Consider the following 12,791-nt stretch of genomic DNA (forward strand, 5'->3'; position numbering starts at 1 on the left):
AACAGCGGAGTCTAAAAAACTTAAAAAAATAAAAGAATTTTTCAGTGGCCTCGGCGTAGCCGGGGAGGCTCTCGTTAGCCTAGGAAAGCGAAGCCATTTGCGAAAATCAACTGCGGGTGTTTTTCAAACAATAATTTTATAATAATGTTTTGCTTGTCGAAAGTTCTCGACAGGCTTTTTTATATTCTTTAAAATAGGAGAAGTGTGCATTTACAATTGTTAGGGGTTAGGATATGAATAAATCAAGCATCAACAAAACGATTCCAGGAATATTACTCATCCTAGTTATTTCTATAATGGCCAAATTACTAGGTGAATTTTTCCCGTCAATCGGTGGAGTACTATTCGCCCTATTAATGGGAATCATCATCCGTAACAGTTTTCAGCTTAATGAAAAATATAATATAGGAATATCGCTTGTTGTGAAAAAATGGCTCAAGGTAGCGATTGTCCTTTTAGGTGCGACTTTAAGCTTTGGTAGTATCCTTGATATTGGGGCTCAATCCATTCTGGTAATAATAATCGTTGTTTCCGGAGGGATAGCAATAACATTATTAGTAGGTAAACTGATGAAAATAGACAAAATGCTAGCCTTGTTGATTGGAGTTGGAACCAGCATTTGTGGTGCAACAGCCATATCCGTCGTCAAAGGGGTGGTACAGGCAAAGGAAGCCATCGTTGCTTATGCAATTTCTACCATCTTTTTCTTTAACATTTTGGCAACATTTCTATACCCTGTCCTTGGACAATGGCTTCAGTTATCTATTATTCAAATGGGGATTTGGGCAGGTACATCCATTCATGATACTTCATCTGTAGTGGCGGTAGGATATTTGCTTGGAGATGAGGTAGGGGAAGTTGCTACAACCGTTAAACTTGTCCGTACCCTATTCATCCTTCCTCTCGTCCTCGCCATTTCATTTATTATGATTCGCAAAAATGACAGTACACAAAGCTTGAAAGGGGCCTTTCCGGTTTTTATTTTCGGCTTTTTATTCATGAGCGGAATGTATTCAACCGGTATCATCACGGAAGCAATCAGCGGATATATGGGAGAAATTGCGAAATTTTTAATTGTAATGGTCATGGCTGGGGTCGGTCTTCAGGTAAGATGGAAGAACATTCGCAGTCTAGGACTGAAACCTTTTGTAGCTGGTTTCATTGCTTCTGTTTTTGTTGGTGTCACAAGCTTACTGTTCGTCCTATATTTTTTGTAATCTCTATTAAGAAATTGCATCCTTTTTATCTATATAATCTGTGGTCTGTTCCAACAGTTTAGTTCTTAAAGAAGCCAAGTAAAAGGGAGAAATCATGGATGTAATGTCCTGCCACGATTCCAGTGTCGGACGAAAAACAATCAGCTTAGATACTTGCATGGTTCGTTTACCTAAAAACAGTCGGTACTTGCGGCTATCCTTAGGCTCGGTTTCGTCTAAAAACTCAATAATGATACTGTCATCTAATTCAATAATGGGATGGACAACGGCAAAGGCTTGCACGACAATCACCTTTTCCTTTTTTAGTGTCCATCCTTTCCAATATTACTTCCTGCTATACATAGTGCATTCACTGCTACGACTTATACTACTGACGCAATTCTTTTAGAGAGGATAGCACGTCTTGGAATGGTTGTTTCGTTTTACTTGTGGCGAAATCTTGAAAAGGGTCACCAATTTTCTTCAACCTTTCTTGTACAGTGAATAACGTGAATTCTTCTGGTCTCAAGCTTTCTTTTACTTCCCTCCAATACAAGGGTGTCGCAACTGTTGGCAAGTCATTTCCTCTAAGCGAATAAGGGGCAATGATTGTTTTACCCTCAGCGTGCTGCACATAATCCACATATACTCTATTTCCTCTATGTTTTTTTAGACGTTCCACAGTAAAGAGAGCAGGTTCTTTGGAAACTAAGTAATTTGCAATGAACTCAGTGAATTGTCTGGTATCTTGATAGGTGAATTGTCCATCCTGTAAGGGGATGTATACTTGGAGCCCTTTTCTTCCTGATGTTTTGATAAAAGAGTACAAACCGAGTTGGTCGAAAATTTCCTTCATCATCAGTGCTCCCGTTACTGCGATGGGAAAGTGCTCTTTAGAGGGTGGATCCAAATCAAAGACAATTTCACCCGGCTCTATTGTAAAAGCGGTTTGAAAGGGCACATGAAATTCAAGTGCAAGCTGATTGCCAAGCCAAATCAAGGTTTCCATATTGTTGCATAAAATAAAGTTAATATCTTGATCCACATGAGTCTCTACAAATGAAGGGGCATAATCAGGGCAATTCTTCTGATAAAAACTTTCTCCAGACATGCCATGCGGAAAACGAATCACTGTCATAGCTCTATCTTTTAGGAATGGAAGCATATAAGGAGAGCAATGATATAGAAACTCGACAAATGACTGTTTAGTCACTAGAGGCTCTTCCCAAAGCGGCTTATCTGGGTTCGTGATGGGAACAGAAGCAGGAAGTGTTGGTTTAAATAATCCATCAGCTGAACACTCCTTCACCTCGACATCAAAGCGAAAACGACTAAATTCAGGGTGTCTTAATTGATTCTGATAAACTTCGAGATAAAATATCTCTACACAAATACCTGGCTTTACATAAATAAACTTATCATCTTCTTTGTAACTGTTTTGCTTGATGACCCCAATCAGAGCAGTTCTCTCCTCGGATGTTAGTCCATGTGAAAAAAGACCAATGCCTTCTACTGAATCCCCTTTAAAAACACCTACATGAAAATAACCATTCTCCTTTTGATAAGCAGTGATAAAACATGTTACCGTTTTGTAGTTTTTTACTTTAATCCAATCCGTTGTTCGTTTTCCTAAGGTGTATGTACTGTTAATTCTTTTGGCAATTAGTCCTTCACCATGCTCGAGTTTAATTTGCTCCCATAACTCCTCTGAGTTGTAGGAATAAGGAACATACTGAAGTCTTGAAGCGTTATTCACAATTGGAGAAAGGGGTAACCGAGTCTGTTCAAAAAGGTGTATAAGTGTTTCCTTTCGTTCTGAAAATTTTTTCAGGATTAGAGTATTTCCTTTTATTTCAAGTAAATCAAAAGCTAAAAGCGTGGCTGGATGTTCGTTGGATAGCTTACTGATATTTTCATTTGTTTTCGTTCTTCCTCGTTTTTGTATGATTTGAAAATTCGCCTTTCGTGGGGAAGTTAACACAACAAGCTCACAGTCTAAGGTGATGGGGAGCATTTTTTTACAGGCATTAATATGAGTTAAGTCTTTTAGAAATTGGACGATTTCTGGAAATGAAGGGGAGAGTTCCGTTCCGCCTCTGCTTTGGAGGCTAACGTTATTGGTTTCTAGGGAAGCGATACATCGATATCCATCATATTTGACCTCATAGACCCAGTCCTTCCCTTGCGGAGGATTCTGATGAAGTGTCGGAAGCATCGGTTTGATCATGATAATAACTCCTTTCCTTTCAAGAAAGTGCACGGTTCAGAAGAAAACATCTAACTTATCAGCTAGATGCTTTCTTTTTTCTGGTTGTCCGCTTTTTGGGTTGGGAACTGGCTGTTTTCTTTTCTATAGCTTCAGCCTTTGTCTCCATCTTTTTCTTTACGGGTTTCTCGCCCTGATCTTTGGTTCTTTCAATGCTTGCTTGTAATGCACTCATTAGGTCTACAACATTGGATTTGTCTGAATCAATAGGAGTCGTCGTTCCTTCTTCTTTATTTATTTTTTCTTGAACCAGACTAAGTACTGCTTCTCTGTAATCATCATGGTACTTTTCAGGGTCAAATTCAGTGGTTAACTGATCAATTAATGTAATGGCCGTATCGAGCTCTTTTTTATCCACATCTTTTCTTTCAGGTACACTAGGGACATCTGCCACATTCCGAACCTCATCAGGGTAATGGACCGTTTCCATTACAAGACAATCCTTATAGACACGGACAATAGCAAGTTGTTGCTTGGAACGAATGGTAATTTCGGCAACTCCAATTTTCTTGGATTCCTCCAACGCTTCTCTTAATAATGAATAGGCCTTACTGCCGTTCTCCCCAGGTCCTAAGAAGTATGAGCGGTTGAAGTAAATAGGGTCAATGTCTTCAAGCTTAACAAAATCTATGATCTTTACACTTTTGTCTTCGTGTTCTTCTTTTAATTGTTTCAGCTCTTCATCAGATAAAATGACATATTTCCCTTTCACATACTCATAGCCTTTAACTAAGTCGTCTTGTTCCACTTCTTTTTCGCAATTTGGACAGACTTTTTCGTATTTAATGGGGCTATGGCATTCCTTATGCAATGTTCTTAGTTTTATGTCTTTGTCTTCGGTGGCAGAATACATTTTTATCGGTATGTTGACCAATCCGAAGCTAATGGAACCTTTCCACATTGTGTGCATGCTATATCACCTAAGTTATCTTAATATTTTGACAAAAGCACTATTCAGGTGCTCCGTTGTAGTTTATCCTAAATGTAAATGATGAGTATGATAATTTATGGAAAGGGTGTTTGAATGTGAGTGGATACTTCTTTACTGGATTTCCGGGATTCATTTGTCAAGAACTGGTTCGTGAATTGTTATCAACGAAACAAAGTGTCACCAATATTTTTTTATTAGTACTGCCAACCCAAAAAAGCATGTCTGTTCCTATCATCCAAACCTTTCAGCAACAATTTCCTGAGACAACGTTCCACCTTATCGAAGGGGATATTACACAAACAAATTTAAATATGACTATGGAAGATCAACAGCTTGTGAAAGGACAAACAAACTATGTTTATCATTTAGCTGCGATTTATGACTTAGCAGTTAAAAAAGATATTGCTTATCAAGTGAATGTCACCGGAACAAAGCAAGTGCTTGAATGGGTAAAGAAACTGACGAATCTTGAGAGGTTTATCTATTTCAGTACCGCCTATGTGGCTGGAGACAGAGTAGGAAAGATTCGGGAAACGGAATTAATACACGAGGCTTCTTTTAGGAATCACTATGAGGAAACAAAATATTTGGCGGAAATATTAGTGGATATGGAGAAAGAACATCTACCACTCACGATAATTCGTCCAGGAATAGTAAAAGGGCATAGTCAAACCGGAGAAACAACCAAGTTTGATGGTCCTTATCTTATGTTAAATTTCCTTCATTCTCTTCGATTTTTACCATTTATTCCCCATTTGGGTAAAGGAGAAGCGGAGTTTAACGTTGTCCCAATTGATTATATTGTAAAAAGTACATGCTATCTTACCCATTCAGGGCGTGCTCAAGGTAAGACCCTACACTTGACCAATCCCGAGCCTATTTCAATAAGAGAAGCCTATACCGTTCTTGTGGAGAAGTTCTTAAAGAAGGCACCAACTGGATCTATACCTCTCCCATTGGCAAAAACATTCCTGCGCGTTCCAACAGCAAGGAAATGGCTGAAAGTGGAACGCGAGGCCCTGGATTATTTCACCTGGAGAGGAAGCTTTGATTGTAGTGAAGCAAGAAGGATACTTGGTGACGCTGATATTAACTGCCCATCATTCCAAGAAACGGCTGATATGATGGTAAAGTACTATAACGAACATAAATATGACCAAATGAAACACATCCATATATCATAATTGAATTTTAACCGATTTTGACCCAAAAAAGCAGTAACGGTACGTTCTTCTAATTTCCAGCTGTGGATTGGAGCAAATGGCGGAGACTCCACCAGCGCCCCTGGGAAGGCGAAGCCATTTGCGGAAAGGAACGGCGGGTTTAAACCATTCATCTAAAGTTTTTAGCATCCGAATCGAAAGAACTAATGGAAGTAAAATAGTAGGTATTTCGAAGTATTCTAAAATTATTTTTTGTCTCTCCCCCGAAAAGATTGAAACATTCACGTAACATTTAAGTGACTAGTCAATGATAATTGGCCAAGGCGATAAAGGAGGACTAGGAATAACGCTAAAAAACGACTGAATGGACAAGGAAAACGCTTAGTTTTTTGGAAGAAAATAACCTCTGAATATTTTGATAATGGAATAATGTTACTTATATTAACTTATTATTACAACCGGTTCTGGCTTAACAGGTTTTTACATTGACATTTTATAGATAAAAGTACACCTTATATATAGGACAGGTGACTTTTTCTATAGATGAAAAAGCCTCCTTCTTAATACATGCTTATGAAATCATCTATTTATATAATATGTTATAAGATAAGCAGGAGGAGAGGTGAAGCCGGTGCTGAGCCTACTTTTTAAATTTGGCAAACGACGCACAAAGACTCTTGAAGATGAAGTGCTGGAGATACAAGCTGGCAATATTCAACTACAAAACATTCTGATTGATAAATATAAACCTTTTATCGCTAAAGCAGTGTCATCCGTGTGTAAAAGGTATATTAGTGAAACGGATGATGAATTCAGTATCGGATTGATAGCCTTTAATGAAGCGATAGAGAAATACTCCAAAGATAAAGGCAGCTCCTTGATTTCTTTTGCAGACCTGATCATTAAACGGAGGGTAATTGACTATATAAGAAAAGAGAGCAAAAACTATACCGTTACAATGTCCGACCAGGAAGTAGATCAAGATGATTATGCCTCTAACAAAATAGAAGCTACATTATCTGTAGAAGAATTCAATAAACAGATCGATCAAGAGCATCGAAAAGAAGAGATAAAGTATTATCAGAGTGTGTTAAATGATTTTGGGCTTAGTTTTGCAGACCTTTTGGAATGCTCACCTAAGCATTCGGATGCAAGACAGAATGCCATTGAGGTTGCATATACACTCGTACAAAACCAAGACTTGAAAAAACATTTGTTTGAAAAGAAAATGCTGCCAATGAAGCAGTTGGAAGGATTGGTGGATGTGAGTAGGAAAACAATAGAACGCAACCGAAAATACATCATTGCCGTTTCCATTATATTATCGGGGGATTATATATATTTGAAAGATTATTTAAAAGGGGCGATTACGAGTGAAAAAAGGGATTGTGCTCGAAGTTCATGATGAACATGTCACCATTCTGACCCCTGAGGGTGAGTTTTTGAAGTCAAGAAAACAAAAGGGGCAAGTAGATTTAGGAGAGGAAATCGCTTTTTTTCCTTTGCATAGGGCAGAGACCGCCAAAAAAGGGAAATTAGCCTTGGGCATACGAGGAAAATGGGCCTTAATCAGTGTCATGACTGCCATTATTTTAGCTTTTTCACTGTATCCTAAATATGCAAGTAACCAAGTGTATGCGTACGTCTCCGTTGACGTTAATCCAAGTATTGAACTTGGTATAAACAAAGATATGAAGGTTATCTCTATGGAGGCTTATAATAAAGAGGGCGAGAATATTATCAACCAATTGAAAGATTGGGAGAAACAGGACATCACAAGCGTGTCCTCACAAATTTTTGATGTTTTTCGCCAAAAGGGCTATTTAACTGAAAATAGTGAAGTACTTATAGCATCTGTTTTATCTAATGAAACTAATTCTGATTGGAAAACGATGATGCAGAATAAGATAACCACTATTTCGGAAAATGTTCAAGAAGATATGGTCAGTATTACGACATTGGAAACTACGATTGAAAATCGTTCGGATGCACTAAAAGAAGGTATTTCTCCTGGGAAATACATTCAAAAAGAACAAGAAAAAGAATTAGTTGATAACGAAGATACGTCCAAGTCAGAATCTGTACCCACTTTGCCACTCAACCAACAACCACTTGAAATCAAGCATGCCAATGCAAAAGAAGAGAAAAGTGGTCCACCAAGCTTTGTAGAAGTAAAGAAGAGTGAAAAAGAAGCGGACAAAAAAGAGCATAAGGAATTGCAGGAACAGAAAAAAATAGAGAAAAATGAACGACAAGAAGATCGGAAGAAGGAACAAGAGGAACGGAAAATAGAGAGAGAACAAAAGCAAGAAGATAGGAAAGAAAAAAGGGAAGAAGAGCGAGAAGATAAGAATCAGCTAAAAGAAGAAGGAAAAACAGAATGGAACCAAAGCATTAAGGAAAACGATAGAGCTGATAAAGAAAGAATGGGACCTGCTTCTCTACCAGAACCAAGTGATTTTAAGAGTTTTAAAAAAATTCAAGATGATAAAAGAGGGAGCAGCAGGTAACTTTTGTCACCCATACTAAAAAAAATCTAGCGTCTACATAAGTGGAACCCAGAGTAACTTACTCTGGGTTCTATCCATTCTTATTAAATTATTTTCCGTTAATTTGAGATTGTGCTTGTGCTACAAGGCGTTTAGTGATTTCTCCACCAACAGATCCATTGGAGCGTGCAGCAGTGTCAGAACCAAGAGATACACCAAATTCTTGAGCAATTTCATATTTGATTTGGTCAAGAGCTTGCTCGATTCCAGGTACGAGTAATTTATTGCTACGTGCCATTCTTATCACTCCTTTTTATGTTCAGCTTCCTATATGGAAGCTGTAAAATTAGTATGAGATATTCTTTCTAATCAATACTGGAAAGTATTAGACAAATACTGTAATATAAGTGGGGATTAGTTAACACGATCAAGATTTATTGTTATGTGAAAGGGCAATTATGACTACATTAAAAAATTCAGTAAGCAAGAAAGTAAATAATTTATCTCCTGCACAGCTCATTGTTAGCTTTTACTTTATTGCTGTCGTTATTGCAGTAAGTCTTCTTAGTCTTCCTGTTGCAAGGTACGAGGGAGTCGATTGGAGCTTTATCAATGCGCTCTTTACTGCAGTCAGCGCGGTGAGCGTAACTGGCTTGACAGTATTAAATACAGTAGAGACTTTTACAGTGCCGGGCATCTTTATTTTGGCGTTTGTTCTACAGTTCGGCGGCGTGGGGGTTATGGCAGTTGGTACCTTTATCTGGCTTATCTTAGGACGTAAAATTGGTCTAAAAGAGAGAAGGCTGATGATGATTGACCAAAACCAGTCGAATCTGTCAGGAATCGTAAAGCTGATAAAGCAGATTCTTTTTTTGATTCTCACAATTGAATTGCTGGGAGCACTTATCTTAGGTACCTATTTCTTATCCCATTTTGATACATGGCAGGAGGCGTATTTTCATGGCTTCTTTGCGTCCGTGAGTGCAACGACTAATGGAGGATTTGACATTACCGGCCAATCACTCATTCCATTTGCAAATGATTATTTCGTCCAATTCATTGTCATGATCTTAATCACTGCCGGTGCTATCGGTTTCCCGGTATTGGTGGAAGTAAAAGAATTTATTATGCATAAAAATGGAAGATTTCGCTTTTCTTTATTCACGAAAATTACATGTATAACGTTTGCTTGTTTAATTACTTTGGGTGCTCTTGCTATCATTATTCTGGAATCAAACGCCTATTTTCGGGGGATGAGTTGGCATGAATCCTTATTTTATGCGTTATTCCAGTCTGTTACTACAAGAAGCGGTGGCCTGGCGACAATGGATGTCAGTGAATTTGGCCTTTCTACCCTTTTAGTAATGTGTGGGTTAATGTTCATTGGTGCATCTCCAAGTTCCGTTGGAGGAGGTATTAGAACCACCACATTTGCGTTAAATATCTTATTTTTATTTCATTTTGCAAGAGGGAATAAAAATATTAAAATTTTTGGAAGAGAAATACATGAGGAAGATATTATTAAGTCGCTAGTTGTACTTTTGCTAGCCATTTTAATATGTTCGTCCGCTATTATCGTCCTTAGCGTCACCGAGGAATTTGCGTTGATTCAAATCATATTTGAAGTCTGTTCAGCTTTCGGAACAACTGGACTTTCAATGGGGATCACCCCGGATTTATCAACAATCGGCAAATTTATCATTATTTGTTTGATGTTTATTGGTAGAGTGGGATTGCTAACATTCCTGTTCATTCTTGAAAGCAAGCAAAAACCGCCGAACTATCATTACCCAGTAGAGAGAGTTATTATCGGATGACATAAGACCAATAAAAAGAAGAGACCTAAGTGGGTCTCTTTTTTTTCGCGATTTAATCCCTATCATAACTAACGTCTTTATCTGGGTGTGTAAATGGGAAGCCTTGTGGCTTTTTTGATTTTTCCACAAGCTCGCGGTTTTCTGCAGAGTTCCACCCGATATCATTTGTTGGATGCACCCATTGATCACCGGCCATAATGGCAGGGTCCACTTCGTCGCTCCAGTTATTTAAAGGGGATTCTTCAGAATTATATTTGCTGTCACCGATGACTACACCGTGTTCGTTAACAAAGGGCGGTTGCATTTTTATATTGGAGCCTTTGAAGGAAGGGGAGTTAATCTGATGCGGCATCGTTTCTTCCATGTATGGGACATCCACTTCCAATGACTTTTCTTGATCAGACATTGATTTCACCTCCGAATGTATAGTTTTAGCATTTCATTAAAATAAATAAGTATGTACGAAGAAAAGTAGGAGGGAAGGAACATGACTAAAAAATTTGAAATTGCCAACCTATCACAGGATAAACTGGATCGCATTGCAGAATATGAACAAAAGTTGCAGGAAGAAATGGGCGAGGAAATAGTTTTGATTGCATATGAAGAATGTGAAAAATAACAAAGGGGCAATCTATAAGCACGGGGGTGATTGTATTGGTAAAGAGGAAAGTTGCTCATGATGCAGCGAAAAACAATAATAAAACTCCAAAGGAAAGCTTACCTGATACGGAATTCTCTGCTGCATATGATAAAGAGGACATGATACGTGGAGCAAACCGTAATTCTAAACACGGCAGACAAGGTAAATAAGGGGGCTGTAAGGTATGAATGCAAAAAAGAAAAAGCAAAAGCAGGCACATAGTTCGGAGCATGCTATCTCTCAAGACAGTTTAAACGAAGAATTTGGTCCGGAATTTGGCGATCCAAATGCTGCAAAAGCATTTGAGAATGCAATAGAGTCTAATAATAAAAAGAAAAACAAGAAAAACTGCTAGCTGAATTCAGCTAGCAGTTTTTCTTGTTTTAGATGATATAGGATAAATTTCTGCTTTGTTCGTGTTTTGATTAAAATAAACTAAAGCATAGCTTTGATCTTCAACGATTTCACCATGTTTTAGGTAGTGGTCGAGATCAAACTGCAGGCTTTCAACCATGGTGTGTTTATATAGTTCTTTTTCGTTCAAGTTGTGTGCTGCAAATTGGTCACCTAATACCGCAGGGTTTTCAATGACTTGTTTATAAATACTGGTTCTATCTTCTTTTTCGAGACGATCCTTCCACCAAGGTTTACGGGGCTTGAATTTTTGATGACGTAAATAGTCGTACTTCATCAACGTTTCCATTACGGATAAAGCATTTGGTCTTTCTTCATGTAAAAAGGAATACAAACGCTTGTAAAGATCTTCTAGTTGATGCCCAATTCTTGCCCAACCTTGTTTATCCCAGTAGGCTCCGAAATCTTGGAAGAAGTCGAAAGGTGTTTCGAACACATTGGTAACCAAATGTTCCACAGTCGCGTCCATTCTGTGGTCGTTCCAGAACTTTTCGAGTACGTCTTCCACTTGCTTGATTCGAATAATGTCATCGAAGCTTAGAATGTTATTCCCAAGAATTTCATAAGGAGCGTGATCCATATAAATGTATCCATGATCGTTTGAGCGAATCCTTAACCCTGTTCCACGCAACATTTTCAAGAAACCAAGTTGCAGCTCTTCAGGACGAAGGGCAAAAACATCATTGAACGTCTTCTTGAATGAGTGGTAATCTTCTTCCGGCAAACCGGCAATTAAATCTAAGTGTTGATCTATCTTTCCGCCTTCTTTAACCATCGTCACAGTACGAGATAATTTGGCGAAATTCTGTTTGCGCATCACAAGCTCATTTGTGGCATCATTGGTCGACTGTACACCGATTTCAAATCGGAACAATCCAGCAGGTGCTTCTTGGTTCAAGAATTCAATAACTTCCGGTCGCATGATGTCGGCTGTTATTTCAAATTGGAAAACGGTACCCGGAAGATGCTCGTCAATTAAAAAGCGAAACATTTCCATTGCATAGCTTCTACTAATATTAAAAGTGCGGTCCACAAATTTAATCGTTTTTGCGCCATTATTCATCAGGAAACGAATATCTTCTTTTACTTTTTCCCGGTCAAAATAGCGGACTCCCACTTCAATGGAAGATAAACAGAACTGACAGCTAAAAGGGCAGCCTCTGCTTGTCTCAAAGTATGTCACTCTTTTACCAAGTTGTGATAGGTCCTCCTCAAATCTGTATGGCGATGGAAGTTCTTTTAAATCTACTTTATTTCGTTGAGGAGATATTTTTTTGTCCTCTCCATCCCGATAAGCCAAGCCACTGATGGACTCGAAGTTTCTTTCACCTTGTATTTCATGAAGCAATTGTTTAAAAGTGATTTCACCTTCACCTAGAACGATGAAATCAACGTCGGTTAACCGGTCAAGCCATTCCGACACATCATAGGTTACTTCAGGCCCACCGAGAACGAGGATAAGCTCTGGATTAATTTTCTTCAACATGCTCATGACTTTGATTGTTTCTTCTATATTCCATATATAACAGCTAAAGCCGATAACATCCGGTTTTCTTTGGATAAGGTCCGACACAATATTCATCACTGGATCTTTAATCGTGTATTCAACTAAATCTACTGTATATTCCGGCTCTGCATAGGCTTTTAAATAGCGAATGGCAAGATTGGTATGGATATATTTCGCGTTTAATGTAGTGGCAATTATCTTCATTATAAATCCATCAAACTCCTATTGAAAAATTCTATAACTAATACAGTTTATCACAATTAAATATGGTGAGTAATAAATTCATACCTTTTTTCTAGGGCTAGTAAATCTTTCCTCTCTTCCATTATCAACAGGAAATCTGTAAATATTACAAAATGATTTCTGAA

Annotated in this window: 14 protein-coding genes; 8 read left to right on the top strand and 6 right to left on the bottom strand. The window is 38.2% G+C overall.

Going from position 1 to position 12,791, the window contains the following annotated elements:
• Positions 1–233 precede the first annotated feature (233 nt).
• The gene (locus tag HC179_RS05485; RefSeq protein WP_168863422.1) at positions 234–1,217 is read left to right on the top strand and encodes a YeiH family protein; all 984 of its coding nucleotides are present in this window, start codon (positions 234–236) and stop codon (positions 1,215–1,217) included.
• A 6-nt stretch (positions 1,218–1,223) separates the two neighbouring features.
• Here HC179_RS05485 and HC179_RS05490 read toward each other — a convergent pair whose 3' ends face one another.
• The 3 genes from HC179_RS05490 to ku all read right to left on the bottom strand — a co-directional run bounded on the left by HC179_RS05490 (position 1,224) and on the right by ku (position 4,372).
• On the bottom strand, positions 1,224–1,508 hold the full coding sequence (locus tag HC179_RS05490; protein ID WP_168863423.1) for a hypothetical protein: 285 nt from the start codon (positions 1,506–1,508) through the stop codon (positions 1,224–1,226).
• Between the two features lie 76 nt (positions 1,509–1,584).
• Positions 1,585–3,423 (bottom strand): DNA ligase D, encoded by a 1,839-nt coding sequence (locus HC179_RS05495; RefSeq protein ID WP_205825239.1) that lies wholly within the window; start codon positions 3,421–3,423, stop codon positions 1,585–1,587.
• Positions 3,424–3,481: 58 nt separating this feature from the next.
• Positions 3,482–4,372, bottom strand: a complete 891-nt coding sequence (gene ku, locus HC179_RS05500; RefSeq protein WP_168863424.1) for a non-homologous end joining protein Ku — start codon at positions 4,370–4,372, stop codon at positions 3,482–3,484.
• Between the two features lie 116 nt (positions 4,373–4,488).
• On the opposite strand from ku, the gene HC179_RS05505 reads away from it, so the two are divergent.
• The 3 genes from HC179_RS05505 to HC179_RS05515 all read left to right on the top strand — a co-directional run bounded on the left by HC179_RS05505 (position 4,489) and on the right by HC179_RS05515 (position 8,066).
• Positions 4,489–5,577 (top strand): SDR family oxidoreductase, encoded by a 1,089-nt coding sequence (locus HC179_RS05505; protein WP_168863425.1) that lies wholly within the window; start codon positions 4,489–4,491, stop codon positions 5,575–5,577.
• A gap of 601 nt (positions 5,578–6,178) precedes the next feature.
• Positions 6,179–6,961 (top strand): RNA polymerase sigma factor SigI, encoded by a 783-nt coding sequence (gene sigI, locus HC179_RS05510; RefSeq protein WP_168863426.1) that lies wholly within the window; start codon positions 6,179–6,181, stop codon positions 6,959–6,961.
• Entirely contained in the window at positions 6,930–8,066 is a 1,137-nt protein-coding gene (locus tag HC179_RS05515) for an anti-sigma-I factor RsgI family protein (protein ID WP_168863427.1), read from the top strand. The genes sigI and HC179_RS05515 overlap by 32 nt, the downstream gene beginning before the upstream one ends.
• Before the next feature lie 88 nt (positions 8,067–8,154).
• Here the strand turns inward: HC179_RS05515 and HC179_RS05520 are convergent, their stop codons facing one another.
• Entirely contained in the window at positions 8,155–8,343 is a 189-nt protein-coding gene (locus tag HC179_RS05520) for an alpha/beta-type small acid-soluble spore protein (protein WP_148986895.1), read from the bottom strand.
• Positions 8,344–8,503: 160 nt separating this feature from the next.
• On the opposite strand from HC179_RS05520, the gene HC179_RS05525 reads away from it, so the two are divergent.
• Complete coding sequence (locus HC179_RS05525; RefSeq protein WP_168863428.1) at positions 8,504–9,862, top strand: TrkH family potassium uptake protein; 1,359 nt, start codon at positions 8,504–8,506, stop codon at positions 9,860–9,862.
• A 52-nt stretch (positions 9,863–9,914) separates the two neighbouring features.
• Here the strand turns inward: HC179_RS05525 and HC179_RS05530 are convergent, their stop codons facing one another.
• Complete coding sequence (locus tag HC179_RS05530; RefSeq protein WP_168863429.1) at positions 9,915–10,268, bottom strand: DUF3905 domain-containing protein; 354 nt, start codon at positions 10,266–10,268, stop codon at positions 9,915–9,917.
• Between the two features lie 81 nt (positions 10,269–10,349).
• Here HC179_RS05530 and HC179_RS21150 point away from each other — a divergent pair, with 81 nt between their 5' ends.
• Genes HC179_RS21150 through HC179_RS05540 form a run of 3 tightly spaced genes read left to right on the top strand, consistent with a single transcriptional unit; the run spans position 10,350 to position 10,857 of the window.
• Positions 10,350–10,481, top strand: a complete 132-nt coding sequence (locus HC179_RS21150; protein WP_277351303.1) for a hypothetical protein — start codon at positions 10,350–10,352, stop codon at positions 10,479–10,481.
• Positions 10,482–10,516: 35 nt separating this feature from the next.
• Positions 10,517–10,672 (top strand): hypothetical protein, encoded by a 156-nt coding sequence (locus tag HC179_RS05535; RefSeq protein ID WP_168863430.1) that lies wholly within the window; start codon positions 10,517–10,519, stop codon positions 10,670–10,672.
• A gap of 14 nt (positions 10,673–10,686) precedes the next feature.
• Entirely contained in the window at positions 10,687–10,857 is a 171-nt protein-coding gene (locus HC179_RS05540; RefSeq protein WP_168863431.1) for a hypothetical protein, read from the top strand.
• Between the two features lie 6 nt (positions 10,858–10,863).
• Here the strand turns inward: HC179_RS05540 and HC179_RS05545 are convergent, their stop codons facing one another.
• Entirely contained in the window at positions 10,864–12,627 is a 1,764-nt protein-coding gene (locus HC179_RS05545; RefSeq protein ID WP_168863432.1) for a B12-binding domain-containing radical SAM protein, read from the bottom strand.
• Positions 12,628–12,791: the final 164 nt, after the last annotated feature.

This window comes from Bacillus sp. RO1 (assembly GCF_012524115.1).
GTDB lineage: Bacteria > Bacillota > Bacilli > Bacillales > Bacillaceae_I > Sutcliffiella_A.

Bases quoted from the DNA above. Each gene is read 5' to 3' on its own strand.
- HC179_RS05495 (WP_205825239.1), bottom strand. From the start codon at position 3,423: ATGATCAAACCGATGCTTCCGACACTTCATCAGAATCCTCCGCAAGGG.
- HC179_RS05540 (WP_168863431.1), top strand. From the start codon at position 10,687: ATGAATGCAAAAAAGAAAAAGCAAAAGCAGGCACATAGTTCGGAGCAT.
- HC179_RS05485 (WP_168863422.1), top strand. From the start codon at position 234: ATGAATAAATCAAGCATCAACAAAACGATTCCAGGAATATTACTCATC.
- HC179_RS21150 (WP_277351303.1), top strand. From the start codon at position 10,350: ATGACTAAAAAATTTGAAATTGCCAACCTATCACAGGATAAACTGGAT.
- ku (WP_168863424.1), bottom strand. From the start codon at position 4,372: ATGCACACAATGTGGAAAGGTTCCATTAGCTTCGGATTGGTCAACATA.
- HC179_RS05525 (WP_168863428.1), top strand. From the start codon at position 8,504: ATGACTACATTAAAAAATTCAGTAAGCAAGAAAGTAAATAATTTATCT.
- HC179_RS05530 (WP_168863429.1), bottom strand. From the start codon at position 10,268: ATGTCTGATCAAGAAAAGTCATTGGAAGTGGATGTCCCATACATGGAA.
- HC179_RS05545 (WP_168863432.1), bottom strand. From the start codon at position 12,627: ATGAAGATAATTGCCACTACATTAAACGCGAAATATATCCATACCAAT.
- HC179_RS05520 (WP_148986895.1), bottom strand. From the start codon at position 8,343: ATGGCACGTAGCAATAAATTACTCGTACCTGGAATCGAGCAAGCTCTT.